The sequence below is a fragment of the Nocardia sp. JW2 genome, from assembly GCF_051843015.1.
GTDB classification, from domain to species: domain Bacteria; phylum Actinomycetota; class Actinomycetes; order Mycobacteriales; family Mycobacteriaceae; genus Nocardia; species Nocardia coubleae.
This window is the reverse complement of record NZ_JBPXLK010000005.1, coordinates 65,107-91,057: the sequence shown is the minus strand read 5'-3', so window position 1 is coordinate 91,057 and position 25,951 is coordinate 65,107. Positions and strand designations below refer to the sequence as shown.

31 protein-coding genes are annotated in these 25,951 nt (G+C 67.5%); 18 read left to right on the top strand and 13 right to left on the bottom strand.

Annotated elements, in window-relative coordinates:
- Positions 1-8 precede the first annotated feature (8 nt).
- Positions 9-962 carry a c-type cytochrome biogenesis protein CcsB gene (gene ccsB, locus ACSVDM_RS09730; RefSeq protein WP_439264094.1) on the top strand — a complete coding sequence of 318 codons (954 nt, stop codon included), beginning with the start codon at positions 9-11 and terminating at the stop codon, positions 960-962.
- Between the two features lie 29 nt (positions 963-991).
- On the opposite strand, the gene ACSVDM_RS09725 is transcribed toward ccsB, so the two are convergent.
- Complete coding sequence (locus tag ACSVDM_RS09725) at positions 992-1,438, bottom strand: hypothetical protein (RefSeq protein ID WP_439264092.1); 447 nt, start codon at positions 1,436-1,438, stop codon at positions 992-994.
- Positions 1,439-1,506: 68 nt separating this feature from the next.
- Here ACSVDM_RS09725 and ACSVDM_RS09720 point away from each other — a divergent pair, with 68 nt between their 5' ends.
- From ACSVDM_RS09720 to ACSVDM_RS09695, 6 genes are all read left to right on the top strand, one after another.
- Entirely contained in the window at positions 1,507-2,310 is an 804-nt protein-coding gene (locus ACSVDM_RS09720; protein ID WP_439264090.1) for a hypothetical protein, read from the top strand.
- Positions 2,311-2,338: 28 nt separating this feature from the next.
- Positions 2,339-2,683 carry an ArsR/SmtB family transcription factor gene (locus tag ACSVDM_RS09715; RefSeq protein ID WP_210740173.1) on the top strand — a complete coding sequence of 115 codons (345 nt, stop codon included), beginning with the start codon at positions 2,339-2,341 and terminating at the stop codon, positions 2,681-2,683.
- The gene (locus tag ACSVDM_RS09710; protein ID WP_439264088.1) at positions 2,683-3,354 is read left to right on the top strand and encodes a cation transporter; all 672 of its coding nucleotides are present in this window, start codon (positions 2,683-2,685) and stop codon (positions 3,352-3,354) included. The genes ACSVDM_RS09715 and ACSVDM_RS09710 overlap by 1 nt, the downstream gene beginning before the upstream one ends.
- A 129-nt stretch (positions 3,355-3,483) precedes the next feature.
- Positions 3,484-3,696 (top strand): hypothetical protein, encoded by a 213-nt coding sequence (locus tag ACSVDM_RS09705; protein WP_439264086.1) that lies wholly within the window; start codon positions 3,484-3,486, stop codon positions 3,694-3,696.
- A gap of 99 nt (positions 3,697-3,795) precedes the next feature.
- Positions 3,796-4,584, top strand: coding sequence for an ATP-grasp domain-containing protein (locus ACSVDM_RS09700; RefSeq protein WP_439264084.1), 789 nt, complete (start codon positions 3,796-3,798; stop codon positions 4,582-4,584).
- Positions 4,585-5,234: 650 nt separating this feature from the next.
- Positions 5,235-5,648, top strand: coding sequence for a DUF4189 domain-containing protein (locus ACSVDM_RS09695; protein WP_439264082.1), 414 nt, complete (start codon positions 5,235-5,237; stop codon positions 5,646-5,648).
- A gap of 8 nt (positions 5,649-5,656) precedes the next feature.
- Here ACSVDM_RS09695 and ACSVDM_RS09690 read toward each other — a convergent pair whose 3' ends face one another.
- The 4 genes from ACSVDM_RS09690 to ACSVDM_RS09675 all read right to left on the bottom strand — a co-directional run bounded on the left by ACSVDM_RS09690 (position 5,657) and on the right by ACSVDM_RS09675 (position 7,423).
- Complete coding sequence (locus ACSVDM_RS09690; RefSeq protein ID WP_439264081.1) at positions 5,657-6,097, bottom strand: SgcJ/EcaC family oxidoreductase; 441 nt, start codon at positions 6,095-6,097, stop codon at positions 5,657-5,659.
- Between the two features lie 105 nt (positions 6,098-6,202).
- Complete coding sequence (locus ACSVDM_RS09685; protein WP_439264079.1) at positions 6,203-6,853, bottom strand: hypothetical protein; 651 nt, start codon at positions 6,851-6,853, stop codon at positions 6,203-6,205.
- Positions 6,854-6,909: 56 nt separating this feature from the next.
- Complete coding sequence (locus ACSVDM_RS09680; protein WP_067485864.1) at positions 6,910-7,101, bottom strand: hypothetical protein; 192 nt, start codon at positions 7,099-7,101, stop codon at positions 6,910-6,912.
- A gap of 112 nt (positions 7,102-7,213) precedes the next feature.
- Positions 7,214-7,423, bottom strand: coding sequence for a BldC family transcriptional regulator (locus tag ACSVDM_RS09675; RefSeq protein ID WP_019049435.1), 210 nt, complete (start codon positions 7,421-7,423; stop codon positions 7,214-7,216).
- A gap of 153 nt (positions 7,424-7,576) precedes the next feature.
- Here ACSVDM_RS09675 and ACSVDM_RS09670 point away from each other — a divergent pair, with 153 nt between their 5' ends.
- Genes ACSVDM_RS09670 through ACSVDM_RS09645 form a run of 6 tightly spaced genes read left to right on the top strand, consistent with a single transcriptional unit; the run spans position 7,577 to position 10,876 of the window.
- Positions 7,577-7,891, top strand: coding sequence for a DUF4229 domain-containing protein (locus ACSVDM_RS09670; RefSeq protein WP_067641892.1), 315 nt, complete (start codon positions 7,577-7,579; stop codon positions 7,889-7,891).
- Positions 7,888-8,973 carry a PLP-dependent cysteine synthase family protein gene (locus ACSVDM_RS09665; protein ID WP_439264076.1) on the top strand — a complete coding sequence of 362 codons (1,086 nt, stop codon included), beginning with the start codon at positions 7,888-7,890 and terminating at the stop codon, positions 8,971-8,973. Before ACSVDM_RS09670 ends, ACSVDM_RS09665 begins: the two co-directional genes overlap by 4 nt.
- Positions 8,974-9,030: 57 nt before the next feature.
- Positions 9,031-9,573, top strand: coding sequence for a dihydrofolate reductase family protein (locus ACSVDM_RS09660; protein ID WP_439264075.1), 543 nt, complete (start codon positions 9,031-9,033; stop codon positions 9,571-9,573).
- Between the two features lie 48 nt (positions 9,574-9,621).
- Positions 9,622-9,843, top strand: a complete 222-nt coding sequence (locus ACSVDM_RS09655; RefSeq protein WP_067484990.1) for a hypothetical protein — start codon at positions 9,622-9,624, stop codon at positions 9,841-9,843.
- On the top strand, positions 9,843-10,427 hold the full coding sequence (locus ACSVDM_RS09650) for a Clp protease N-terminal domain-containing protein (protein ID WP_439264073.1): 585 nt from the start codon (positions 9,843-9,845) through the stop codon (positions 10,425-10,427). Before ACSVDM_RS09655 ends, ACSVDM_RS09650 begins: the two co-directional genes overlap by 1 nt.
- A gap of 53 nt (positions 10,428-10,480) precedes the next feature.
- Positions 10,481-10,876: a phage holin family protein gene (locus tag ACSVDM_RS09645; protein WP_067484995.1), complete on the top strand. Its 396-nt coding sequence runs from the start codon at positions 10,481-10,483 to the stop codon at positions 10,874-10,876.
- Here ACSVDM_RS09645 and ACSVDM_RS09640 read toward each other — a convergent pair.
- The 5 genes from ACSVDM_RS09640 to ACSVDM_RS09620 form a co-directional block, all read right to left on the bottom strand.
- Positions 10,873-11,742, bottom strand: coding sequence for a 1,4-dihydroxy-2-naphthoate polyprenyltransferase (locus ACSVDM_RS09640; RefSeq protein WP_439264071.1), 870 nt, complete (start codon positions 11,740-11,742; stop codon positions 10,873-10,875). The genes ACSVDM_RS09645 and ACSVDM_RS09640 overlap by 4 nt on opposite strands.
- A 22-nt stretch (positions 11,743-11,764) precedes the next feature.
- Positions 11,765-12,229, bottom strand: a complete 465-nt coding sequence (locus ACSVDM_RS09635; RefSeq protein WP_067641887.1) for an SRPBCC family protein — start codon at positions 12,227-12,229, stop codon at positions 11,765-11,767.
- Positions 12,230-12,322: 93 nt separating this feature from the next.
- A complete protein-coding gene (gene menE, locus ACSVDM_RS09630; RefSeq protein WP_067485003.1) occupies positions 12,323-13,447 on the bottom strand; it encodes an o-succinylbenzoate--CoA ligase in 1,125 nt (374 codons plus the stop codon).
- 259 nt (positions 13,448-13,706) lie between these two features.
- Entirely contained in the window at positions 13,707-14,099 is a 393-nt protein-coding gene (locus ACSVDM_RS09625; protein WP_067641885.1) for a VOC family protein, read from the bottom strand.
- Between the two features lie 13 nt (positions 14,100-14,112).
- The gene (locus tag ACSVDM_RS09620) at positions 14,113-15,006 is read right to left on the bottom strand and encodes a 1,4-dihydroxy-2-naphthoyl-CoA synthase (protein ID WP_439264069.1); all 894 of its coding nucleotides are present in this window, start codon (positions 15,004-15,006) and stop codon (positions 14,113-14,115) included.
- Between the two features lie 141 nt (positions 15,007-15,147).
- On the opposite strand from ACSVDM_RS09620, the gene ACSVDM_RS09615 reads away from it, so the two are divergent.
- The 3 genes from ACSVDM_RS09615 (at position 15,148) to menD (ending at position 18,165) form a co-directional block, all read left to right on the top strand.
- A complete protein-coding gene (locus ACSVDM_RS09615) occupies positions 15,148-15,594 on the top strand; it encodes a DUF6918 family protein (RefSeq protein ID WP_067485009.1) in 447 nt (148 codons plus the stop codon).
- Between the two features lie 372 nt (positions 15,595-15,966).
- A complete protein-coding gene (locus ACSVDM_RS09610; protein ID WP_067485012.1) occupies positions 15,967-16,251 on the top strand; it encodes a hypothetical protein in 285 nt (94 codons plus the stop codon).
- Positions 16,252-16,533: 282 nt separating this feature from the next.
- The gene (gene menD, locus ACSVDM_RS09605) at positions 16,534-18,165 is read left to right on the top strand and encodes a 2-succinyl-5-enolpyruvyl-6-hydroxy-3-cyclohexene-1-carboxylic-acid synthase (RefSeq protein WP_439264067.1); all 1,632 of its coding nucleotides are present in this window, start codon (positions 16,534-16,536) and stop codon (positions 18,163-18,165) included.
- Here menD and ACSVDM_RS09600 read toward each other — a convergent pair.
- Entirely contained in the window at positions 18,162-18,416 is a 255-nt protein-coding gene (locus ACSVDM_RS09600; RefSeq protein WP_225278538.1) for a hypothetical protein, read from the bottom strand. The two genes, menD and ACSVDM_RS09600, sit on opposite strands and share 4 nt — an antisense overlap.
- Positions 18,417-18,551: 135 nt before the next feature.
- On the opposite strand from ACSVDM_RS09600, the gene ACSVDM_RS09595 reads away from it, so the two are divergent.
- A complete protein-coding gene (locus tag ACSVDM_RS09595) occupies positions 18,552-19,133 on the top strand; it encodes a TIGR03086 family metal-binding protein (RefSeq protein ID WP_439264065.1) in 582 nt (193 codons plus the stop codon).
- Between the two features lie 100 nt (positions 19,134-19,233).
- On the opposite strand, the gene ACSVDM_RS09590 is transcribed toward ACSVDM_RS09595, so the two are convergent.
- Positions 19,234-19,869, bottom strand: coding sequence for a TetR/AcrR family transcriptional regulator C-terminal ligand-binding domain-containing protein (locus ACSVDM_RS09590; RefSeq protein WP_439264063.1), 636 nt, complete (start codon positions 19,867-19,869; stop codon positions 19,234-19,236).
- A gap of 82 nt (positions 19,870-19,951) precedes the next feature.
- Here ACSVDM_RS09590 and ACSVDM_RS09585 point away from each other — a divergent pair, with 82 nt between their 5' ends.
- Positions 19,952-20,995, top strand: a complete 1,044-nt coding sequence (locus ACSVDM_RS09585; RefSeq protein WP_439264061.1) for an aldo/keto reductase — start codon at positions 19,952-19,954, stop codon at positions 20,993-20,995.
- Here ACSVDM_RS09585 and ACSVDM_RS09580 read toward each other — a convergent pair whose 3' ends face one another.
- Complete coding sequence (locus ACSVDM_RS09580) at positions 20,996-25,831, bottom strand: molybdopterin-dependent oxidoreductase (protein ID WP_439264058.1); 4,836 nt, start codon at positions 25,829-25,831, stop codon at positions 20,996-20,998.
- Between the last annotated feature and the right edge of the window lie 120 nt (positions 25,832-25,951).

Below are 25,951 nucleotides of genomic sequence, written 5' to 3'. Positions count from 1 at the left end.
GAGTTCTGATGCCGATCGACGAAACGCTGGCACGCTACAGCGACTATTCGTTCATGTCGGCGATCGCCGTCTACACCCTGGCGACGGTGCTGCTGATCGTGCAGTACGCCTCGGCCCGCGCCAAGCAGGTCGCCGCGCGCGACCACGGCCCCGTCGATCCGTCCCTGCCCGGCCGGATCGCGATGCCCGAGGCGAAGTCGCGCGCCGAACGCTTCGGCGACATGGCGTTCTCCGTGCTCTCGGTGGGTGCGGTCCTGCACATCGCCTCGATCGTGCTGCGCGGCTTCGCCACCCACCGCTTCCCGCTCGGCAACATGTACGAGTTCACCACCATGGCCACCGCGGCCGCCGTGGTGATCGGTCTGATCTTCCTGCGCGACCAGCGTTTCCGCGCGATGTGGGCGTTCCTGCTCGTCCCCGTGCTGATCCTGATGTTCCTCGCGGGCACCGTCCTCTACGCCGACGCGGCCCCCGTGGTCCCCGCCCTTCGCTCGTTCTGGCTGCCCATCCACGTCACCATCGTGAGCGTCGGCAGCGGCGTCTTCCTGGTCTCGGGCGTCGCCAGCCTCCTCTACCTCTACCGCATGCGCCAACCGGCAGGCGAAGAGTCCTCGAACATCTTCGGCACCGTCGCCCGCCGCCTCCCCGACGCCCGCACCCTCGACCAGCTCGCTTACAAAACCACCATCATCGGCTTCCCCCTCTTCGGCGCGGGCGTCATCCTCGGCGCCATCTGGGCCGAAGCCGCCTGGGGCCGCTTCTGGGGCTGGGACCCGAAGGAAACCTGCTCCTTCATCGCCTGGGTCCTCTACGCGGCCTACCTCCACGCCCGCGCGACGTCGGGTTGGCGCGACACCAAGGCCGCGTGGATCAACATCGCCGGGTTCGTGGCAATGCTGTTCAACCTCTTCATCATCAACATGGTGATCAGCGGTCTGCACAGCTATGCGGGCCTGAACTAACCGCTTCTGCCAGTGCGTTGGGGTTGTGCTCAGCTCACTTTGTGGGACTCGATTGCTGTGTCGAGGTTCTGGACAGCTGCGTCGTACCGGATGCGGTCGAAGAGGAACGGGCCGAACGCGCTGTAGTCGCGAGTGGGGCGGTGGGGCTGTTCGAAGTGGTCCCAGACGACGAGGTCACCGGTCAGGCTGATTCGGGTGAACAGCGGCCAACAGCCGACTTCCCCGCAACTGCAGGCGAGAACGGGGGTCTTTCGAGGCTTGCGGGATCCGTGGAAATGCTCTGTCGCCGAGTCGAACCGGAATAATTGGGGTGTGAGGCCCCCGTACATGTCACCGGAAGGCTTCATACCGGCACCGATTTCGAAGGTGTCGACGAGATCGATCAGGGGGATGCTGTCGATGCGGGGCATGATTTGGTGGACGTCGGCACGGTCGAGGGATCCCGGCTGGTAATCGAAACTGATCTCGCTGGTCACGGCGTGACCGTAGCCGGTGCTCGCCGATCCTGGAAGACGATTACCGCGTGCCCGTACGCTGTGGCCGCATGGGGATCATCGTCGAATCCGCGCAATTGCCCGCTAGTTCTGACGAGGACCGGCTGGTCGTCACAGAACATGCTGTGATCGTTCTCGACGGCGCCACGGCCCACGATCCCGCGATGCCGTCGGCCGGGGCGTATGTCGACTTTCTCGCCTCGGACCTCGCGGAGTCGATCGATGGAACGTCGCCGTTGGCGGTCGTCCTCGAGCAGTCGATCGCGAGGGCAGTGGCCGTGCTCGGAATCGAACCGGGCGCGGCGCCGTCGAGCACAGTCGCGCTCGTCCGCGTCGAATCCGACGCCGTCGATGTGCTGGTTCTCGGTGACTCGTCGGTGATCGTCGGGCTGCGCACCGGAGGCGTGCAGGTGCATACCGACGATCGGCTGCCGAGGCTTCGGCTACCGGAGGCTGACCTGTTCCGCAGGTTGCTGGCCGACGGGCAGGGCTACAGCGAACAACATCGGAAGGTCCTGCGAGAGCTTCAGGTCGCCGAACGGGCGCAGCGCAACCGCCCGGACGGTTACTGGATTGCCGAAGCCGATCCCCGCGCGGCCGAACATGCTCTGCGCTTTCGGTATCCACGCGATGAGGTCGCGTGGATCATCGCTGCCACCGACGGTGCCTTCGACCTTGTTCCCTCGCTCGGGGTGACCTGGCCCGAAGTCGCGAACATGTGCACGCGACAGCTCGAACAACTGCTTCGTGATGTGCACATCTGGGAGGCCGAGACGGACCCGGACGGCCAGGAACTTCCTCGGGCCAAACGCCACGATGACAAGACCGTGGTCGTTATGCGCATCGCGGCCTAGATTCATCATTTTCTGAATACAGATTTCGATGTATTGTCGACGTGTGGATACTTTGATTCGTCGTGACGCGCTGGCACGCTTCGGGCATGCGCTCTCCGATGCCACTCGCACGCAGATCTTGCTGAGCCTGCGTGAAGCGCCTGCGTACCCCTCGGACCTGGCCGAACGTATCGGAGTGTCGCGTCAGATCCTGTCCAATCACCTGGCCTGCCTGCGCGGTTGTGGGCTCGTGGTCGCGGTGCCGGAGGGGCGGCGTTCGCGTTATGAGCTGGCCGACGCACGCATCGGACGGGCCCTGGACGACCTGACCGGGCTGGTGCTGGCCGTGGATCCGGCCTGCTGCCCGGACTCGGCTACGCAGGAGTGCTGCTGATGTCTTCCTCGGTGACCGCGGCTTCGACGCAGCGTCGGGCCTTGCTGGCGCGCCGGATCCGCTGGTTCGTCGCGGCCACCATCACCTACAACGTCATCGAAGCGATCATCGCCTTGACCGAGGGCGCTCGCGCTTCGTCGGCCGCGCTGATCGGATTCGGTCTGGACTCGATCATCGAGGTGTCCTCGGCCGCCGCCGTCGCCTGGCAGTTCGCAGGCCGGGACCCGGAGAAGCGCGAGAAGATCGCGCTGCGGATCATCGCGTTCTCGTTCTTCGCCTTGGCTCTCTATGTCACCGTCGATTCGATCCGTGGGTTGCTCGGTGCCGGCGAAGCCCGGCCTTCCCCGATCGGGATCACGCTGGCGGCGGTGAGCCTGGCGGTGATGCCGGTGCTGTCGTTGGCCCAGCGCCGCGCCGGTCGCGAGCTCGGATCGGCTTCCGCGGTCGCCGATTCCAAGCAGACCTTGCTGTGCACCTATCTCTCGGCGGTGTTGCTGGTCGGACTGTTGCTCAACAGCCTGTTCGGGTGGTCGTGGGCCGATCCGATCGCCGGCCTTGTCATCGCCGCGATCGCGGTCAAGGAAGGTCTCGACGCGTGGCGGGGCGACACTTGCTGTCCGGCACCTGTTGTCGCGAGTACGAGCGATCACGACTGTGCTTGCTGCGACTGATCCGCAGACTGCGCCCATACAGATGCTTCGAGCTACAGACCACGGAAGCGGGGTCTCGTGGTTGCGCCAGCGCCCCAATATCCTGCTCGGCAGTGGGCAGTTCGAAGCCCGGCGCAGTGAGGATGCTCGATGAACAGATCTTTCGCGGTGGCTACGTTGGTCGGCGCGCTGATGCTGGCACCGGTCGGCTCCGCCCATGCTGCCACTCAGCCCGTTGCCCCCGTTGCCGCGTGCGTCGAGTACCCGATCGGAGCACCGGGCGGGTGCGACTTCATCCAGAACATCCTGCAATTGCTGAGCCTCGGCTCGTCCACACTGAGCGCCGGCCCGACAGCATCCTGAATCGAGTCGGCCGACATCCCATAGCCGCGGGGATCTCGCCGCCGGTCCATCCCGGATTCTGTCTGGTCCGGGGCGCCCGCAGTGGATGATCTGTAGAAAATGTCGACTCTGATCCTTTCACCCCGCTATTCCGAGGACTCGCGCGTCATGCGAGCCGCCGCAATTCGCGCAGGGTGGAATGTCGTCCGGCTGACGAATTGGCGCGTTCCCGAGGACACGGTCGCGACAGCCATCTACGGCGAGACGATGTTCGCCGAGGTTATCGCAGCACAGCTCGGCATCACCTTGCTCGACGCCCCGGACGACTGGCTGCCGAATCTGCCGAAACCCCTACTGCAGCGACAAATTCAGATCTCCACCCTTGGTGAGGCTCGCCGCCATGCCGACCCGGTGTTCGTCAAACCCGCAGACGGCCGCAAAGGCTTCGCGGGCGCGGTCTATCGCAACGGGATCGGTCTGCCACCGCCGCAAGCGTGCCCCGACGACACGCTCGTATTCATGGCGGAGCCTGTCGAATGGCGCGCGGAATTCCGCTGCTTTGTCAAAGACGGTGCGGTACTGACCATGTCGCCTTACCTCCGCAACGGTGAGTCCGCCCGCGCCGAGAACGGCAGCTGGCCTGCTGCGACATCGGAAGTGACCGCAGTCCAGGCGTTTATCGAAGAGTTGGCCGCCGAAGTACCCGTCCCACCGTCGATCGTCATCGACATCGGTCTGATCGAGGGACGTGATTGGGCAATCGTCGAAGCCAACTGCGCTTTCGGTGCCGGGGTATACGGCTGCGATCCGCGCAAGGTCCTCGAGGTTCTCGAAAGAGGTTGCGTCCCCACCGCGGAACTGACCGCGATTGACGCGTCGTGGGCCAGACCGACCGCGCAGCTCGAGTGACCGAATAACGACACCAGATCTCTGGGGCATCTATGGCTCGAAGGTCGCGGACTCTATCGCGTCTATGGAAGCCGAGGCACTTGACCGCGGGGAGGTGTGACGCGAGCCCACGGAAGTGGGGGCGTTTCACTTTTGGTCATCGGCATTACCGTCGGCGGTATCTATCGGTGTTCGAGAGGTTGAAGAAATGCGTCGTCTGAGTGTGGTTGCTGCTGTTGCGATTTCGTTGGGTATCGGGCTTGCCGGTACTGCGACAGCGTCGCCCGTCGCGACCCCGAGCCCGGTGGCCACCGATTCCGGATCGGCCGGCCCGATGACTGCCTCCGCAGATCCGGATTCGGGCTCGGCGGCCCTTCCCGGCCTGCTGCTGCGATGCCTGTCCACCGGCACAAGCATGCTCATGGGGATGCCGACCTGCGTCTGACCTTCAGGCAAGGCCCCTGAACGTCCCCGGCCTCTCGGTGAGGAGCCGCTGTCAGGTCGTGGTTGGGCACTGTCACCGGCACCGAGCCCGGTTTGTCCTGAGCTCGGTTGGGCTCGGTGTGCTGCTGTGAAGCTCCTTGTGCCGCAACCGAGTTGACGTTGATCGCCGGGCGGGTCATGCTGTCCGGTTCGGCTCGGCAGGAGTCGATGATCGACTGGAGGGCCCCGTGGGGAAGCAGATTTCGATGGTGTTGGCCGCTGTGGCGATGGTTGTCGCGGGTGCCGGGGTGGCGGCGGCCGAGCCGGGGGAGGGCGGGCGGTACTACGGGGTTGTCACGATGGATCGGGCCGATTCGTCGCATCTGATCTCGGCGGTGAACTACCCGAGCTGGGAGGCTGCCGAGGAATCCGCACGGGAACTGTGTCACCGGCCGAACTGTGAAGTCGTCGCCCGATTCGTCGACGAATGTGTGTCGTTGGCGAGGAACATGGTGAATGCTGGCGGGGCCGGGCGTGACGGGGACTTCCGCGCCCGGGTCGCCCCGACGGCCGAGGAGGCCGAAGCGGCCGCGATCGCCGCTGCGGCGAAGATCGGGCCGGGTCCGGTGATAGTGATGAAGACGGTCTGCAGCGGCGTGTAGCGCCGCGATCAGGAAGCTGGAACGAGGGTGTTCTGGCGGGCCGACACCCACCACCGGTCGTTCTCCTTGACCAGTACGTACAGGGCGACCATGGCAGGGTCGGTGTCGATCAGCGTGCCGTCGGCGGTGGTGGCCCGGGCTTCCTTGTGCGCGATGGCGACATCGGGGCGCAGCAAGGTGATGTCGGTGACGTCGTACCGGACGTACTCGTCGGCGAGAAATCCTGCCAAGCCCCGCCGATTGGCATCGAGCAGCGCATCGCGCCCACGCAGCACCATGCCGACCGCATTACCCACGACCGCGTTCTCGGCGAACGGTGCCGTCATCAACTCGGCATCGTTGGTGTTGAACGCGGTCTGCGTGTCGGCGACGACCTGACGGATGGCGGCGATATCGGCGGTGTGATCGACGGTGTCGTCCTGGACAACCGGCGGTTGCATCGTGTTCATAGGTCCGGACGCTATTTGCTCAACTTCGGTTGAGGTCAAGCGTGGCGGGCCGGAGACAACTGTGCCCGGGTGCTCGGGTGAGCATCCGGGCAGTGGTCGGTGCGATCAGCAGTAGTAGCAGATCTTGTTGGCCGGGAGTTCCACGTGGCAGTTCAGGCAGACCGGTTTGCGGACCGGTTCGGGCTTGGGGGTGGTGACGCTGGGGCGCGAGGCGGCGGTGCGCTTGGCTTCGGCGGCTTCCGCGGCCTCGGTGGTCGCCAAGTCCTGGGAGGTGCGCTGGCGGATCGCGGCGACCTTCGGGGGGAGGGTGGGGAGGCCACCGTCGGCGGGGAGGTCGGTGGCGTAGTGCTGGTAGCACTGCCAGCGGGCGGCGGCCGCGTGCATCTCGAGGTCGTCGGGGATGGGCAGGCCGGCGAGTTCGAGGATATAGCGGTAGCCGGTGCCTACGGTCTGGTTGCGGCGCACACACAGCGCGCTCAGCGGCGGCTCGTTGTTGTTGTGACAGTATTCGGCGACCCGGTCGAGCACGACCGGCAGCCAGTGCTGCCACTTCACCTGGGTGCGGATACCGGACTCTTCCTGCACCAATTCGGCCAGCTCGGTATTGATGATGAAGTTGTTGAAGCGCGACGCGGTGGCGGCGAGCACGTCGTGTGCCGCGCGTGTCCACGCCGACCGCGCCTCGGTGAACGTCACGGCGCTGCCGTCGGCCGCGCGCCAAGTGGTCGGGATGGAAGCCTGCTGCACATCGATCACCGGAATACGTTATCTACCCAGCTGTTTCGTGCGCAATGGGGGGTATGTGGGTCAGCTCACGCCTCGGGACCGGAATCGTCGCGTGGTTGCTTGCGGAGCCGCCACAGGAATTCCGGGTCGTCGTCCGGACCGAGGATCGGCCTGCGTGCGGCCGGGCCGGGATTCGGGCTCGGGCGTTCGGGGCCGAACGCCTTCCAGCACAGCACCGCGATGGCCACGATCGCGATGAGTGCCAACAGGTACGTCACGTCGCTCACCTCCTGCTATCGAGGGTAGCCGTGTCCGCACCGTGTGCACATCGGCAACGGAAGGGAAATTCCCGGCAAACGCGAGCCGAACCGGCTCGCGCCGCCGGTGAGGTCAGCGGGGGGCTGCCTCGGTGGTGAGCGATTTGAGCAGCTGCAGAACCTCGGACTCGCGGAATCGGCGGTGTCCGCCCGGCGTGCGCAGCGAACCGAGCCTGCCCGCATGGGCCCACCGAGTAACGGTCTTCGGGTCTACGTGGAACATTGCGGCCACTTGGCCTGGTGTCAGCAGAGTGTCCTGGCCGCCGACGGTGATCGCAGTCATAGCTAACCTCTCCGTTCTCGACAGTTCCCTCATCAGATGGCGCCATCGTCGCACTGCGACCCCCACGTAGTCGAACCACCTACAGTTGGTAAAGGGGAAGTAATAGACAAATGCCGCGAACGGGGCCGCGCGCGCCGGGGTTACCCTGTCAAGGTGAGTGAAGCAACTGGTCAGCAAGGTTCTGCGGGGAAGCGGCTGGCCCGCAACCTTGCCCTCTACACGCTGGCCCGGCTCGGGCTTGTCGTGGTGATCGCCGCGTTGATCGTCGGCGTCGCCAAGCTCATCGGGGTCGAGGTGCCGATCATCGTAGCGGCCCTGTTCGCGCTGATCGTCGCGATGCCGCTGTCGCTGACCCTGTTCAAGAAACTGCGCATGAAGGTGAACGAGGACATCGCCGTCGTCGACGAGCGCCGCCGCCAGGACAAGGCGCAGCTGCGGGCTCGTCTGCGGGGTGACGACGACGCGTGAAGTACCTCGACCGCAGCGCACCGCGTGACTGGGTCGACAACGCGGTACGGCTGATCGACGCCGACGCCCAGCGTTCCGCCGACACCCACCTGTTGCGCTACCCGCTGCCCGCCGACTGGCCGGTGCAGCTGTATCTCAAGGACGAATCCACCCACATCACGGGCAGTCTCAAGCACCGCCTGGCCAGATCGCTGTTCCTGTACGCGATCTGCAACGGCTGGGTCACCGAGGGGACGACGGTGGTCGAGGCGTCGTCGGGGTCGACGGCGGTGAGCGAGGCGTATTTCGCCAAGCTGCTCGGGCTCGATTTCGTGGCGGTGATGCCGGCGAGTACGTCGCCGCAGAAGATCGCGCTGATCGAAGCCCAGGGTGGCCGTTGTCATTTCGTCGAGCGGCCGCCGGAGATGTACTCCGAGGCCAAGCGGCTGGCCGTCGAATCGGGCGGGCACTTCATGGACCAGTTCACCCACGCCGAACGGGCGACGGACTGGCGCGGCAACAACAACATCGCCGAATCCATCTTCCAGCAGCTGGCTTTGGAACAGCATCCGATCCCGGAGTGGATCGTGGTCGGCGCCGGAACCGGTGGCACGAGCGCGACGATCGGTCGCTACATCCGCTACCGCAGGCACCCCACGCGCCTGGCCGTGGTCGACCCGGAGAACTCCGCGTTCTACGGCGGTTACGAGACCGGCGACGCCGGGTACGAGACCGGAATGCCTTCGCGCATCGAGGGAATCGGTCGCCCGCGGGTGGAGCCGTCGTTCATCGGTCAGGTCGTGGACCGCATGATCGTGGTGCCCGACGCGGCCTCGATCGCGGCCACCCGGCACGCGAGCACCGCCCTCGGCCGCCGTGTGGGCGGCTCGACGGGGACCAATCTGTGGGGCGCGTTCCACCTGGTCGCCGAACTGCTCGCGGCCGGACGCAGCGGCAGTGTCGTCACCCTGCTGTGCGACGGCGGTGACCGCTACGCCGGTACCTACTTCGACGATGCCTGGGTCGAGGGTCAGCGCCTCGACCTGACCGACCCGAGCGCCGTTCTCGCCGAATTCGCCGCGACGGGTCGCTGGACCGGCTGATTTCCCACACCGAACCTTGACAGTGGATGGCAGGTTTCACTGTCAGGATCGGTGTTCATGACGACCACCTATTACACGGCTTCCAGTCTCGACGGCTACATCGCCGACCCCGACAATTCGCTGGATTGGCTGATGGCGGTAGCCGATGCCGATCCAGCCACCGGGGATGTCGGCGTTTTCCTGGAAGGCGTCGGCGCCATGTGTCTCGGGTCGACCACCTACGAGTGGATGGCGAACAACAACCCGCCCGAGACCTGGCACGACGAGTACGGCGACCTGCCGACCTGGGTGTTCACCCACCGGGAGCTGCCCCGGCTGCCCGGTGCGAACGTGCGTTTCGTCGCGGGTGAGGTCGGCCCGGTCCACGAGCAGATGACCGCGGCTGCCGGGGGGCGCGACATCTGGGTGATGGGTGGTGGCGACCTCGCCGGACAGTTCGCCGATGCCGGGCTGCTCGACGAGGTGATCGTCGGCGTCGCGCCGGTGACTCTCGGTGGCGGCGCGCCCGTACTCCCGCGCCGCATTCTGGCCGACCGGCTGCGACTCGTCGAGGTGGAGCGCCTGGGGCAGTTCGCCAAGCTCGTGTACCGATTGAGCTGACGTCAATTTTTGTTGACAACTTCCGGAACGTCAATCAAAATTGACAGCATGACCGATGCAACCACGCTCGCCGCCGCGGCGGGCAATCCCGATCCCTCGGTCGGTCTGCGCGCGGTGCTCGCCCTGCGCAGACTGGCCGACCGGCTCGAAACCATCCAGGTGGCCAACGCCCGCGCCAACGGCTGGTCGTGGCAGGCGATTGCCGACGCGCTCGAGGTGAGCAAGCAAGCGGTGCATCAGAAACACAACCGGAAGGGTGGCACCCGCTGATGTTCGAGAAATTCACCAAAGGCGCCAAGGTGGCCGTTGTCCTGGCTCAGGAAGAAGCCAAGGAACTGGGCGCCCAGCGAATCGGACCCGAACACGTCCTGCTCGGCGTGCTCACCAACGCCGAGCCGCCGTTGCGCGCGGTTCTCGACGCCGACGGCATCACCGCCGAGGGTGTGCGCTCCACGCTCGCCGCACGGGCCAACGAAACCCCGCTCGGCGCAGATGACGCGGAGGCGCTGCGCTCTATCGGCATCGACCTCGACGCGGTGCGGGCCAGCGTCATCGAAAACTTCGGCCCGCAGGCGTGGGATCAGGCCGAACCCGAACCCAAGCGCGGGATCTTCGGCCGCGTGAAGGGTGCCAACTGGGGCCACATCCCGTTCTCGGCGCCCGCCAAGAAGTCCCTCGAGCTCGCCCTGCGCGAGGCACTGCGCCGCAAGGACCGCGAGATCGGCACCGCCCACCTGTTGCTCGGCATTCTCCGCAGCGTCGATCCGGCGCAGGCCGATCTGCTGCTCGGTGGCAGCGACGGCATCGCGACGCTGCGCGAGGACATCCACCGAATGCTCGACCGCGCCGCCTGAACTTGCCGCGCCGGACACACCGCGATGTCCGATTTCGGGCCTAGCATGGGTCTATGCAGCTAGCCATACGGTTGGTCATCAACGCCATAGCCATCTGGGCCGCGGCGGCGTGGATCGACAAGATCACTATTTCCGTGCCGCCGGAATGGTCCGACGAGTGGGGCAACTGGGGCAAGGCCCTGGTCATCCTCATCGTCGCGATCGTGTTCACCGCTGTGAACGCCGTCATCAAGCCGATCGTGAAACTTCTGTCCCTGCCGTTCGTGATCCTCACGCTCGGTCTTTTCCTGCTGGTGGTGAACGCGGCCATGCTGTGGCTCACCGCCAAGATCACCGAACTCACCGACTACGGCCTGCGGGTCGACGGTTTCTGGGCAGCGGTGCTCGGCGGTGTCATCATTATGCTGGTCAACTGGGTACTCGGCATCATCGTGCCCGACGGCGACTAGCCGAAACCGACGGCCAGCGCGCTCAGCGCCGACCAGGCAAGCAGCGCCAGCCCGGAATCACGCAGGGCGGGAATCAGTTCCAACCCGCCCTTGCCCGTACGCACGGGGGCGTTGGCCCGGACCGCGAGCGGAATCGCGAGCAGTCCGACCAGCGCCAGCGGTGTGCGGGCGATCAGCGCGAGACTGATGAGGAACGGTACGGCCAGCAGCACCAGGTGCAGTGTGCGGGTGCGCGCGTCACCGAGTTTCACGGCGAGGGTGACCTTCCCGGACTCGGTGTCGGTGGGAATGTCACGCAGATTGTTGGCGACCAGCACGGCACTGGAAAACGCGCCGACACCGATCGCGAGCAGTAACCCCACCCAGTCGACCCGCTCCGCCTGCACGAACTGGGTGCCGAGCACGGCGATCAACCCGAAGAACACGAACACCGCGATCTCACCGAAACCGCTGTAGCCGTAGGGCTTGCTGCCACCGGTGTAGAACCAGGCACCGGCCAGGCACAGCGCCCCGAGGAGTACCAGCCACCAGGCGGTCGTCGCGGCGAGCACGAGCCCGGCGACGGCCCCCACCGCGAGGCTCACCACGGCGGCGGTGCGAACAGCGCTGGGGGAGGCCAGTTTCGACCCGACCAGCCGCAGCGGCCCCACCCGCTCGTCGTCGGTGCCGCGGATTCCGTCGGAGTAGTCGTTGGCGTAGTTCACCCCGACGATCAGGGCGAGCGAAACGAGCAGGGCCAGTAGTGCTTTCCACCAGACGGCGCCGTCGATCGAGGCGGCGGCACCGGTGCCCGCCAGGACCGGGGCGATCGCGTTGGGCAGCGTCCGCGGCCGGGCGCCTTCGATCCATTCCGCAGCTGTAGCCATGAATCGAAGCCTAGTCGCGTGTTCAGGACCCGGCTGATTCGGCGACCGTCTTCAATCTGGCCAGGCCCTTGTCGAAGTCCTTGCCGATCATGTTGTCGATCGGGAACACCTTGCCGAGCACACCCATCAGGCCCGAGTGGGTGCCGGTCATCCGCCAGGTCACCTCGGTGCCGCCGGGCACCGGATCGAGGGTGAAGGTGACCGTATTGGTTGCCTTGAACGGTTTCTCGAACTCCAGTTGCACGCCGATCTCGCGCTCGGCATCGGCTTTGATCTCCATCACACCGGCACCGGCCTTGCGGTTGCCGCGCCACGCGTACCGCGCGCCCACGCCGGATTCGGGACCGCTGTAGGTGCGGGCCAGCTGCGGGTCGGAATCCTCCCAGGGCGACCACAGCCGCCACTGCCGGAAGTCGTTGATGAAACCACGGATGCGTGCCGGCTCGGCGGCGATGGTCGCGCGCCTGCTCACCTCGAAGTCGCCCATGAGAGTGAGCCTAGAACCCGGCACCGACAAATTCGCGGCACGCGGGCCGGTGTCATCGCGGCAGGTCGACACCCCACCCGTCGGCCGCGACGACTATCCGGCCAGCAGGCGTGCCCGCACGGCCGCGCGATCGGGCTTACCGGGCCCACGCAGCGGAATCTCCTCGAGCACCACGAGTTCCCTCGGCGCCGCGATCGAGTCGAGCTCGGCGACGACGTGCGCCCGGATCTCCTCCAGCGTGGGGGCGGCGCCCGCGTTCGGCACGATCGCCACGGCCACCCGCTGACCGAGTCGTTCATCGGGTAACCCGAGCACGATGCATTCCCGGATCCCCGGATGAGTGGCCAGCACGGCCTCCACCACCTGTGGGATCACCAGCAGGCCACCGGTCATGATGGCCTCGTCGAGTCGTCCGCTGATCGCGAGCTTGCCGTCTTCGAACGAACCCGCGTCCTCGGTGCGGAACCAGCCGGGCTCGGCGAAGGCGGGGTGGTCGGGCAGGTTGCGGTACCCGCGCGCGATCATCGCGCCGCCGAGCACCACCCGGCCGTCCTCGATGCGTACGCGGGTGCCGTCGAGCGGTACGCCGTCGTACACGCAGCCGCCGCAGGTCTCGCTCATGCCGTAGGTGCGGACCACATTGATCCCGGCGTCGCGGGCCCGCTCGTACACCGGTGGTGGGGTGGCCGCCCCGCCGACCAGCACGGCGTCGAGCTCGCTGAGCGCCTTGGCCGCGATCGGCGAGTCCAGCGACTTGATGAGCTGGGTCGGGACGAGGGCGGTGTAGCGGCGCGGCCCGCGCATCGCACCGACCGCCCCGGCCAGCGCCTCCGGCAGGAATCCGCCCGACACATCGAGCACGGTCGGCTCGGTGCCCGCGAGGATGCTGCGCAACAGCACCTGGATACCCGCGATGTGGTGGGTCGGCAGGGCGAGCAGCCAGCTGCCGGGTCCGCCGAGGCGCGCGTGGGTGGCGTTTCCGCTGGCCCGCAGTGCCTCGGCGCCGAGCAACGCGCCCTTGGGGATGCCGGTGGTGCCCGAGGTCGTCACGACGAGCGCGACGTCGTCGTCGATCGGGTCGCCCGGCTTGAGCGCGTCGGAGAGTCGGCGTGCCTCGCGACGGTCGGTCGTCGGGATCGGCAGCCACGCCGGTCCGCTGCCGTCGAGGGCCTGCCGCAGATGGGGAAGTACTTCGCCGACACCGGAACCGGTGGGCATCTGCAGCGTCCGAAGGGTTCTGCTCACGCCACCACCTCCGGATACAGCAAGCTGTGCGACCTCACGACTTCGATCGTGTCATGCGGGCGACAAGACCCGGCCAACGGGTCGGTTTGCTCTGCGGGAAAAAGCCAGGCATAGCGTCTGCGATTCAGTAGATGGACAGAACTCGCTGCGCGGTCCGGACGTCGGCGGTCGGGCGCTTGCTCCCAGCCATCGTGCTCGGGCACGCGCGCATCGGCAAATCGGGCGACCCGGCTCACTCCGGCGACCAGCGCTGGTCACGCCGGATGGGGTGTTCGGCGGGCACCTCCACCAGCACGATCGGTACGCCGTCGGGGTCGGCCACCCACATCTCCCACAGTCCCCACGGCTCGAGCACGGGTTCACGGACGATGGGAATTCCCTTCAGCGCCAGCTCCGCCGCCGCGTCGGACACGTCGCGCACCTGCAGCCACAGCGCACCGTCGAAGGTGCCCGGCTGCCCGCTGCCACCGTGCGCGGCGACCTCCACCAGCGACTGCCCGGCGAAGAACACCGTGCCGCCGGGGTACTCCCTGGCGATCGCGAGACCGAGCCCGTCGCGGTAGAACGCGAGGGTGGCCGCATAGTCGCTGGGCCGCACGATGATCCGGCTGTTGAGAATTTCCATCGCCCGTCCGTTCTCAGAAGTACCAGGGGTAGGGCGTCCAGTCGGGCGCGCGCTTTTCCAGGAAGGCGTCGCGCCCCTCGACCGCCTCGTCGGTCATGTACGCCAGCCTGGTCGCCTCACCGGCGAACAGCTGCTGACCGACCAGACCGTCGTCGAGCAGGTTGAACGCGTACTTCAGCATGCGCTGGGCCTGCGGCGATTTGCCGTTGATGTCGGCGGTCCACTCCAGCGCCACGTTCTCGAGCTCGTCGTGGTCGACGACCTTGTTCACCGCACCCATCTGATGCATCTCCTCGGCCGTGTACGGCCTGCCGAGGAAGAAGATCTCGCGCGCGAACTTCTGGCCGACCATCTTCGCCAGATACGCGCTGCCGTAACCACCGTCGAACGAGCCGACATCGGCGTCGGTCTGCTTGAAGCGCGCGTGCTCGCGCGAAGCGAGCGTCAGGTCGCACACCACGTGCAGGCTGTGCCCGCCGCCGGCCGCCCACCCGTTCACCAGGGCGATCACCACCTTGGGCATGAACCGGATCAGCCGCTGCACCTCGAGGATGTGCAACCGGCCCGCGCGCGCCTTGTCGACGGTGTCGGCGGTCTCGCCCTCGGCGTACTGGTAGCCGCTGCGGCCGCGGATGCGCTGGTCGCCGCCGGAACAGAACGCCCAGCCACCGTCTTTCGGGCTCGGCCCGTTGCCGGTGAGCAGCACCGCACCCACGTCCGGCGACATGCGCGCGTGGTCGAGCGCGCGATACAGCTCGTCGACGGTGTGCGGGCGGAAGGCGTTGCGCACCTCGGGCCGGTCGAAGGCCACGCGCACGGTGCCCTGTTCGACGTGCCGGTGATAGGTGATGTCGGTCAGGTCTTCGAACCCGGGGACGGGCCGCCACAGCTTCGGATCGAAAGTCACGACACCGATTATTGCCCTACCGCATGGGGCGAGCCTACGAGGCGGTAACACCGCAGGTCGAGCGGTCGCGCGAGCATCGCGCGCGCGGGTGCGTATAGTTGCGCCTGCTCGTTCATCGAACCGATCCGGAGGAACCTGAAAGTGGTTGCAGCACTGTCTGAATCCCTGCTCGACGACGCCAAGCGTCCGGCTTTCCTTGCTGACGCCGTCGAGGTTCTCGACGCCGAGGTCTCGGACAAAGGTGGTGCGTCCGGCCTGGCCGTGAAGGGTGGTTACGCGGCGGTCAAGAAGATCAGCCCCACCATCGTTCCCGACGCGCTGGCCTCGCTGGCGCCGAAGCTGCTCGATCAGCTCCAGCCGTACTGGGCCGAATTCACCGCCTCGGGCACCGGCACCTTCGCCGATCTGCTGAGCGCCAAGTCCGACGAGGTCGCCGAGTCGCTGCTGGCCGTCACCGACGCCCGTGCCGAGGCGTCGACCCGTCCCGCGCTGCAGAAGGTGTACTCCTCGATGCGCGGTTCGGCCAAGAAGCACGTCATCGAGGCGCTGCCGCGCGTCGGCGATCTGGTGCAGAAGCACGCGGGCTGAGTTTCCCGCACACACCGAAGGCCGGTGTGGTTCGTACGCGAACCGCACCGGCCTTTCGCATATCCTGTGACCACTGTCACCCCGAGTGATTCGCGGGAACCGCCCGCCACGGCGACGCCCGGTCGCGGGTAAATTCCGCCGCCTCGACTGTGAGCGAGATAACCGCGCCGGTAAACGGCGGGAAAATTGCGGGTTGCCGTGAATTATGGAGCGCGTGAGGATGCCGCGAACGATTGGCTACTGCCGACCGGAATCGATTACCGTGCCTCTCGAGCGGTTCGGAAAGAGGAATTGCTTGCTGCGGAAATCGCATCTTCCGCTGGGTACAGATGAAATGACTGCATTGCGCAGGTCGAAAGGAAGTCCGGTCACATGATCTCTCGTAAGGCCCTCGCCGCCACCGGTGCCGCCGCTACCGCCGCCGTCATGTTCTTCGGTCCGGCCGCTATGGCGAACGCTGAGGACAGCGGCTCCGCCAGCGGTTCCGCCGAGCTGCTCGAGCTGTCCACCGGCTCGGCCGGCCTGCTCGAAGGCCCCGCCGCCGGCTCCAGCGTGCTCGAGTCGGGCAGTGGCGCCATCGACGGCCTCACCTCCGCCGTCCTCAACATCGTCGACGCCGTCACCGGCATCAAGGACCTCACCGCTCCCGCCGAGTGAGCTGATCCCACCTTCGGCCCTTGTGCCGAAACGAAATCCGGCGACCGGGCCACGGCCTCGTCGCCGGATTTCTTTGTCTTGACGACTTGTTTGCGAACCGATGTATCTCGAACAGATAAACATAGTAATAGCCATACCTTTCGAGCCATCGGCAGCTAATTGCCCGGAACCGCCGGGGAATTGGTCTCCGGCACCATGACGGTGCCGAAGGGCTCCGGCGGTGACGTATCCAACGTGGGCCGGAGGCAGACGTGCCCCGCCCCGTCTGACAGGCTGGTGATTGTGAATCCGTCAACTGCGCAGGCACGAGTGGTCGTCGACGAGTTCGTGCGCGGCGGCGTCCGCGAGGTGGTGCTGTGCCCCGGATCGCGCAACGCCCCGCTCGCCTTCGCCCTGCAGGCCGCCGACGCGGCCGGTCGGCTGCGGCTGCACATGCGCATCGACGAGCGCACCGCGGGATTCCTCGCGATCGGCCTGGCGGTGTCGTCGGGGCGGCCTGTCCCGGTGGTGATGACCTCCGGGACCGCCGTCGCCAACCTGGCACCGGCCGTGCTCGAGGCGAACTACGCGCGAGTGCCGTTGATCGTGGTCAGCGCGAACCGGCCCTACGAGATGCTGGGGACCGGCGCCAACCAGACCGTCGAGCAGCTCGGCCTGTTCGGCAGTCAGGTACGCGCGACCATCAGCCTCGGACTTGCCGAAGCCGAGGCCGGCGAGGCGAACTACCCGAGGCAGAACAGTGTGTGGCGTTCGGCCGTGTGCCGGGTGCTCGCCGCCGCGCGCGGTACCCGGTCCGGCAACGCGGGACCCGTGCAGTTCGACATCCCGCTGCGCGAGCCCCTGGTCCCCGAGCTGTCCGACGACGTGATCCCCGTCGGTCGCGAGGGTGACAAGCCGTGGACGGCCACCCAGTACGCGACCCTCGACGTGCCCCTCGACATCGACCTCGCTCCCGACACCGTCGTCATCTCCGGCCACGGTGCCGGTCTGCGCCCCGAGCTCGCGGCGCTGCCGACGGTCGCCGAGCCCACCGCGCCCATGCACGGCCCTGCCCTGCATCCGCTCGCGCTGTCGCTGCTGGCGCCGAAGCAGGCCATCATCACCGGCCGGCCCACGCTGCACCGGCAGGTGTCGCGGGTGCTCGCCGATCCGAACGTCACCGTGTACGCGCTCACCACGGGTCCACGCTGGCCCGATGTGTCCGGCAATGTCGTCGGCACCGGCACCCGCGCGGTCACCACCGGAACCCCGGACCCGGCCTGGCTGGCCCGCTGCGCCGATTTGAACAACCAGGCCGAAGCGGTGGTCCGCGACGAGCTGGCGAGCCACCCCAAGGCCACCGGCCTGCACGTCGCCGCCGTGGTCATGGACGCTCTGCGCGAGGGTGATCAGCTGCTGCTCGGCGCATCGAACCCGGTGCGCGACGCCGCACTGGTGTCGAGCCCGCGCCGAGGTGTGCGGGTGCTGTCCAACCGTGGCGTCGCGGGCATCGACGGCACCGTCTCCGGCGCGGTGGGTGCGGCGTTGGCCCACCCCGGCCGCACGATCGCCCTCATGGGTGACCTGACGTTCCTGCACGACGCGTCCGGCCTGCTCATCGGCCGCGGCGAACCGCGCCCCGGCAACCTGACCATCGTGGTCGCCAACGACGACGGCGGCGGCATCTTCGAACTGCTCGAACAGGGCGACCCGCAGTACGCGGGCGTGTTCGAGCGGGTCTTCGGCACACCGCACGGCATGGACCTTGCCGCGCTGTGCGCCGCTTACCGCATTCCGCATCGCGGCGTCGACCCCGCCGAACTCGCGGAGGAACTCACCGCCGACGCGCACGGCATGCGGGTGCTCGAGGTGGCCACCGAACGGTCCAGCCTGCGCGAGCTACACGCCACCGTGCGCGCCAAGATCGCCGGCTAGAGCTCGTCCTCCTCGTCGACGAACGCGTCACCGTCGTCGAGCGGCACCTCGATGCTCTGCTCGATCACATCGGCCGGATTGGCCCGGTCGGCGTCCTGATCGACCCGGGCCGCCATCTCCTCGGTGTAGTCGGCGCTGTCGACGAAGGCCGGGTCGTCGGGGACATCGTCGTGGAAGGCCGACTGCTCCTGTTCCACGCGATCGGCCTCGGGGACCTCGTCCAGCGGGCGGGCGGTGTCGTAGTCGATCATCGGTACTCCTCTGTCGTCGTCGTTGCCTCGGACGGGTGTCGCTGATCGGGTCGTGCGCTGTCCAGAGTGCGCCGTTCGCCGGTTCTCGGCAACCCGCACCGATGATTCCGGCAGCATCGGGTCGTCTCGTTCTGTATGGAGCCGCAATTCGATTTCGCCCCGGCCGCCCGTTCGCTGGCCACCGTCGTCGCCGGGATCACCGACGACCAGTTCACCGCCCCCACCCCGTGCGTCGGCCTCGACGTTCGCGATCTGATCCGCCATGTCGTCGAGCTCACCGAAGCGTTCCGCCAGGCCGCGACCAAGGAGTCCGTCGGTCGGTCCACGCCACCCGGCGTGGTCGACGACGAGCTGTCCGCCGATTGGCGCACCAGGATTCCCACGCAGCTCGACGCGCTCGTCGAGGCATGGCGGGTGCCCGAGGCCTGGGACGGTGAGACCGAAGCCGGTGGGGTGGTGATGCCGGCTGCGGCGATGGCGATGGTCGCGCTCGACGAGCTCGTCGTCCACGGGTGGGATCTGGCGGTGTCGACTGGTCAGGTACTCGAGGTCGACTCTGGTCATCTGGAGGTTCTGCTCGATTTTCTGGGAGAGACCGATCCGGAGGGGACGCCAGGGTTGTTCGGGCCGGTCGTCGCTGTCGCCGAGGACGCGCCCGCACTCGACCGGGTGTTGGGGCTCACCGGTCGTGATGCGGGATGGAAGCCTCCGGCCTAGCGCTGCGAGGTGGAAGCCGCGGGCCTGGCGCTGCAGGGTGGAAGCTGCGGGCCTGGCGCTGCGGGCCTGTTTGCCCGACCTCCCGGGTCGAACGAGCGTCCTACGACCGTTGGTCCGCGTAGGCCGCGTCGACGAAGGTGCCTGCCATCGTCGCCACGGTCGCGGCGCGCGCGGCTCGGTCGGCTGCCTCCCGATCGATCGGATCGCCGCTGGCCAGGAGACGGTAGTAGAGCGGTGCGGAGACCGCTGACAGCACCGCGCGGGCATCCGTGCCCGCGGGTGCTTCGCCGCGAGCGACCGCGTCGTGGACGCAGGGCGCCCACTCGTCGAGGCGGGTGTCGTAGAAGGCGTGCAGCGCGTTCGCGGTGTCGGCGTCGACGGTAGCGGCGGCGATCACGGCCCGGAACAGGTTGCCTTGGCGTGGGTCGGTGAGGGTCTTGGCGACCAGGCGGGCGTTCGCGGTCAGGTCGTCGAGCAGGGCGCCGGTGTCGGTGCGGGGCAGCGACTGCTCGGCCATATCGACCAGGAGGTCCGCGACCAGGCCCGCGGGTGTGCGCCAGCGCCGGTAGACGGTGGTCTTCCCGACGCCCGCCGTCGCGGCGACTTCGGTCAGATCGAGCCCGGCCAAGCCGCGTTCGGCGAGCAGATCGCCGGTCACCTGCAGGACGGCTTCACGAACCCGCGCGGTGCGCCCACCTGGGCGAACAGACCCGGGCCAAGCGATATCGTGCTGCATAACGGAACTCCTGTTTCATTTACGGCGAATCGGGTGTACTGTCCGAAGCGTTAACGAAACTATAGACCCCTTAGGAGTTCTCATGGAGTATCGGCGGCTCGGCGCTTCGGGTCTGCACGTTCCGGCTCTCGGTTTCGGGGCAGGCACCTTCGGCGGGCGTGGTCCCCTGTTCAGCGCGTGGGGCGATACCGACGCGGCCCAGGCCAGGCGGTTGATCGACGTCAGCCTCGAGGCTGGAGTCACCCTGTTCGACACGGCCGATGTCTATTCCGACGGTGCGTCCGAGGAAGTGCTCGGCGCCGCGATCAAGGGCAGGCGCGACAAGGTGCTGCTGTCCACCAAGTCGGCGCTACCCACCGGGCCCGGCGCTCACGACGCCGGTGCGGGTCGGGCCAGGCTCATCCGCGCGGTCGATGCGTCGCTGCGCCGCCTCGACACCGACTATCTCGACCTGTTCCAGCTGCACGCCTTCGACGCCGGCACACCGCTGCTCGAAACACTCTCGGCGCTGGGCGATCTCGTGCAGGCAGGCAAGATCCGCTATGTCGGTGTCTCCAACTTCGCCGGTTGGGAACTGATGAAAACCCTGGCCACTGCCGAGGCGCACGGACTTCCGAAACCCGTTGCGCACCAGGTCTACTACTCGCTCGTGGGACGCGATTACGAGTGGGAGCTCATGCCGCTCGGCGCCGATCAGGGTGTCGGCGCGGTGGTGTGGAGCCCGCTCGGCTGGGGCCGTCTCACCGGGAAAGTCCGCCGTGGCCAGCCACTTCCGGCGGGCAGCCGACTGCACGACACGGCGCAAGCCGGTCCACCCGTCGACGAGGAGCACCTCTACGACATCGTCGACGTGCTCGACACCATTTCGGCCGAGACCGGCCGCAGCGTCCCACAGATCGCCCTGAACTGGCTGCTCACCCGGCCCACCGTCGCCACCGTCCTGATCGGTGCCCGCAACGAGGAACAGCTGCGGCAGAACCTCGGCGCTGTCGGTTGGCAACTCGACCCGGAACACCTCGCCGCCCTCGACGCGGCGAGCGCCACCACACCCCCGTACCCCTACTACCCGTACCACCGGTTACCGGACTTCGCCCGGCTCAACCCGCCCGTGGTCCGCGCGGCCTGATCAGTACACGTCGCGCACGTAGCGCTTCTCGGCGACCAGTTGCTTCTTGAAGGCCAGTGCGCCCGCCTCGTCGAGCTTGCCGTGGATGCGGGCGATCCGCAGCAGGGTGTCGTCGACGTCCTTGGCCATGCGGGCGGCGTCGCCGCACACGTAGAAGTGGGCGCCGTCGCACAGCCACGACCACAACTCGGCGCCGTGCTCGATCATCCTGTGCTGCACATAGATCCGCTCGCGCTGATCACGAGAAAAGGCCAGGTCGAGGCGGGTGAGGAAGCCGGAGCGGAACATGTCCTCCAGCTCGGTGCGGTAGTAGAAGTTGTGTGCCGCGTGCTGGTCGCCGAAGAACAACCAGTTGCGCCCGGTCGCGCCGACGGCCCGGCGTTCGTGCAGGAACCCACGGAAAGGAGCGATACCGGTACCGGGGCCGACCATGATCATCGGCACGGTCGGGTCCAGCGGTGGACGGAAATGCGGTGCCCGCTGGAGGAAGATGGGTACCTCGGCACCGGCGCGGTCGGACAGGAAGGTCGAGCACACCCCGCCTCGGCGCACCGAATCACCCACCGGGTCGCCGTAGCGCAACACACCTACCGTCAGCTGCACCTCGTCCGGCGTGGTGAGCGGGCTGGACGAAATCGAATACTGGCGCGGCTGCAGCTTTTTCAGTGCACCGAGCCAGTCGACCAGGTCGGTCCGCACCGGGAAGTCCCGCAGCACGTCCACGGCTTGGCGGTCCCACAGGTAACTCGCCAACTCGTTGCGGTTGTCCCGGCGCAGCAGTTTGGCCAGCTGCGGGTGCGGATTCCGCTCGGAGATGAAACCCAGTAGATCGTTGCTCACCTTGGTGATGTCGAAATGTGTGCGCAGTGCGTCGGTGAGCAGCAGTTCCCGCCCGTCGACCTCCACCGCGCGTCGTCCGTCGAGGCCGGTAGCCGCGAGCCACTCCGCCACGAGGTCGTCACAGTTGGTCGGCAGCACACCCAAGGAATCGCCCACCTCGTAGGTGGCATCGAGGTTGTGCAGGTCGAAACCGAAGCGGCGCACCTCTTTCGGTGATCCCGGCGCGCTCAGCACTTCGTTGCGCATGAGGGTGGCGAGTACAGGGGACTGACGGGTGAAGGGTGCGGCGGGTGCTCGCCGCGAAGGTGTGGTCTGCGGGCGATCGAGGACGGAGGCGCCGCCTCGACCGCTCGGTCGGCTCGCGGTCTGCGCGGGATAAGGCTGCGGCGGGGCCGCCTGTATTGCGGAGTGCTGGGTCGTCGCCGTGAATCCAGGGGGCCACGTCCCTGTTGGTACAGGTGCGAATCCCGGCGTGGCAGGGGCCGTCGGCCCGGGCAGGGCCGTGCCGAAGTGGTTGCCTGCGTCAGCCGAGGGGGAACCGACGAGTGGCGCTGCGGGCGGGAAAGTGGTTGCGGGCGGGACGGAGCCGAATCGGGGCGTGCCTGCGGTTGAGGGGATGCCGGTCAGCGCAGATCCGGCTGAACTCGTGCCGAATGTTGTGGGAGTGCCAACCGGTGAACCAACGTTGGCCGGTGAACCAACGTTGGCCGGTGAACCGACGTCGGCCGGTGAACCGAGGCCGGACGCCGACGAATCGGGGCCGGACGGTGACGAACCGGGTGGCGTGTCGAGGTTCGGGGTGAGGGCAGCGAGGACATCGGTGAGCCACTGGTCGGCGGCGTCGTCGAAATCGGGTTCGCTGTCGACGCGGGGGAGTAGGCGGTGGGCGCCGCGCGCGGCGAGAAGGGTGTCGAGGGTGCGGCCATGGCCGCAGAAGTCGTCGTAGGAGGAATCGCCGAGGGCGAAGACCGCGTAGCGGACTCGGGGGAGGCGGACGGCGGTGTCCTCGAGCCGGGCGAGGAAGTCGGCACCGTTGTCCGGCGGACCACCGTCACCGAAGGTGCTGGTGACGACGAGAACATCACCTTCCAGCGCGGTGGGCTCGCAGGAGTCCATGTCGAGCAGCTTGGGCACGAACCCGCCTTCGGTGAGCCGCGCCGCCACCGAGGCGGCCAGCTCCTCAGCGTTGCCGGTTTGCGAAGCCCACAACACCGTCACAGTTGTGGATAACGCACCACCTGCTCCCGGCTCGGCTCCACCCGCCGAGACGCCTACGGCACCCGGTCGGCCGGGAACCGCATCGCCGGTGGGTCCGCCGTTGGTTACCGCGCCGCCTGAGCTGAAGTCTCCGAAGGGAGGGTTACCGAACGGCTGCCCACCGAACGGCATTCCGGTGCCAGCGCTGCCGGCGGATTCCCTGGCGGTGCCGGGACCCCGGGAGTACATGCCGGCCAACATGCCGTCGATCCACAGGCGGGCCTGCGGTGACAGCGGGGCGGTGGCAGGCAGCACGGGCTGACCGGACACCGGAAGAGATTGCAGCGCAGCGAGATACCCACCGAGATAGATGCGCTCGGCCTCGCTGAGTAACGGCGAGATCCCCGCATCGAGTCCGAGCATCACAGCCAACGGATGCGGACCACCGTGACCGGGCCCCGGGACCGCCGGGCTCTCCGGGGCGAACCCGGCCGGTTGACGGGTGTCGGCTGACGGTTGACCAGTGTGCGCGGTCGGCGGTGCGGGTTGCCCGGTCGGCATGGCGTGTTGGGGCAGCCGGCCGGCCTCTGGGGAACCTTGCTGCATCGGAACTCCCGTCGAGGACTCCGGCGCCGGACCCACACGGCGCAGCGCGACCGCGGACGCCTTGAACTCCGGTTGCAGGGAGGTGGGGTCGACGGCGTCGTTGGTGACGGCGTTGATCGTCAGGTATTCGCCCTGTTCGTCATTCCAGTGGAAAGGAGCGAAGCAGTCGCCGGGACGGACCCGGTCGCTGATGCGTACCGGGAGAACGGCTCGCCCACGACGGGAGGCGATTTCGAGCTGATCGCCGGGTTTCAGGTCGAGGCGGGCGGCGTCGTCGGGGTGCACCTCGACGAACGGTTCCGGGTTGAGTTTGGTCAGTTTGGTGACCTTGCCGGTCTTGGTCATGGTGTGCCACTGATGTTGCAGCCGACCGGTATTGAGCAGGAAGGGGTAGTCGTCATCAGGAAGTTCAGCAGCGGGCAGGTGGGGGCGAGGGAAGAACACCGCGCGCCTGCTCGGCGTGGCGAAGGCCAGCGCGGGGGTGTGACCGTCGGCATCTACGTGCAGCGGCTGGTGGATGCCGTCGTTGCGGTAGCGGATCGGGTTGCGTGGGCTGTCGCTGTCGTTGCACGGCCACTGCATCGGGCCCTCACGCAGGCGGTCGTAACTCATACCGCTCAGGTCGTAACCGGTGGCAGGATTGGTGAACTGCCGCAACTCGTCGAAAACCTCGGCGCTGGAGGTGAAGTCGAAACCGGGGAAACCCATGGCGGTGGCCACCTGGGCGATGAGCAGCCAGTCGGCCCGGGCTTCACCGACCGGGTCGACGGATCGGCGCAACAGGGTGACATTGCGTTCCGAATTCACCATCACCGCATCGCTTTCCGCCCACAGTGTGGCGGGCAGCAGCAGATCGGCATAGGAGTTGGTCGCGGTCTCGGTGTAGGCGTCCTGCACCACCACCAGTTCGGCCGCCTCGAGCCCGGCGATCACCGTCTTCCGGTTGGCGACGGTGGCAACGGGATTGGTGCAGATGATCCACGCCGCCTTGATCTCGCCGTCGGCGAGACCGGCGAACATGTCGATGGTTCCCGGCCCCGCTTCGGTGCGCAGCGTGCCCTCGGGCAGGTCCCACGCGGTCTCGACGAAGGCGCGGTCGGCGGGGGAGAGCAGGCTGCGCTGGCCGGGCAGCCCCGGCCCCATGTAACCCATCTCGCGCCCGCCCATCGCGTTGGGCTGGCCGGTCAGCGAGAACGGCCCACTGCCGGGTCGGCAGATCGTGCCGGTGGCCAGATGCAGGTTGATCAGGGCATTGGTGTTCCAGGTGCCGTGCGTGGATTGGTTGAGCCCCATCGTCCACAGCGACATCCACTCGCCCGCCTCGGCGATCATGGTCGCCGCGGTCCTGATGTCGGCTTCGGGGAGCCCGGTGAGTTCGGCGACCCGCTCCGGCGGGTAGTCCGCGAGGAACTCGGGCATCGCCTCCCAGCCCTCGGTGTGTTCGGCGATGAAGTCGGTGTCGATGGCGCCGTCGGCGACGAGCAGGTGCAGCAGGCCGTTGAGCAGAGCGAGGTCGGTGCCCGGCGCGATCTGCAGGAACAGGTCGGCGCGCGCGGCCGTTTCGGTGCGCCGCGGGTCGACCACGATCAGTTTGGCGCCGGCTTTGAGCCGGTCGGCCATGCGAAGGAACAGGATCGGATGGCAGTCGGCCATGTTCGCGCCGGTGACGAAGAACAGGTCGGCGTGCTCGAAGTCGTCGTAGGAACCGGGGGGTCCGTCGGCACCGAGGGACTGCTTGTAGCCGGTGCCGGCACTGGCCATGCACAGCCGCGAGTTGGCTTCGATGTGTTTGGTGCGCAGGTACCCCTTGGCGAGTTTGGTCGCCAGGTATTGGGCTTCCAGCGACATCTGCCCGGACACGTAGAGCGCGATGGCGTCGGGCCCGTGTTCGTCGAGGATCGCGCGCAGCCGGTCGGCGGTTTCGCGCACCGCGTCGTCCACCGGCAGCGGGACGGGCGCCTGACCACGCTCGGGACGGTGGTAGGCGGTGGTCATCCGGCCGGGTGCGGCCATCATCTCCGCGTGCGTCGCGCCCTTGGTGCAGAGCCGGCCCGCGTTCGCGGGATGCAGTTTGTCGCCGCTCACCTTGGCGATCACCGGTGCGCCGGACTGGTCGATCGTGGTCCGGACGGAAATGCCGCAGCCCACGCCGCAGTACGAACACTGCGTGCGCACAGAGTCGTCGCCGGTCATGCGCTTCCCCCTCGGCATGCTCGGGCGCCCTGCGTGGTGACGCGGGTAGGCGTGTCCGGGCGCTGACCTGTCATGGCACCGATCATCCGCACCCGGCGTTGCGCTCGATTTAACGAACGT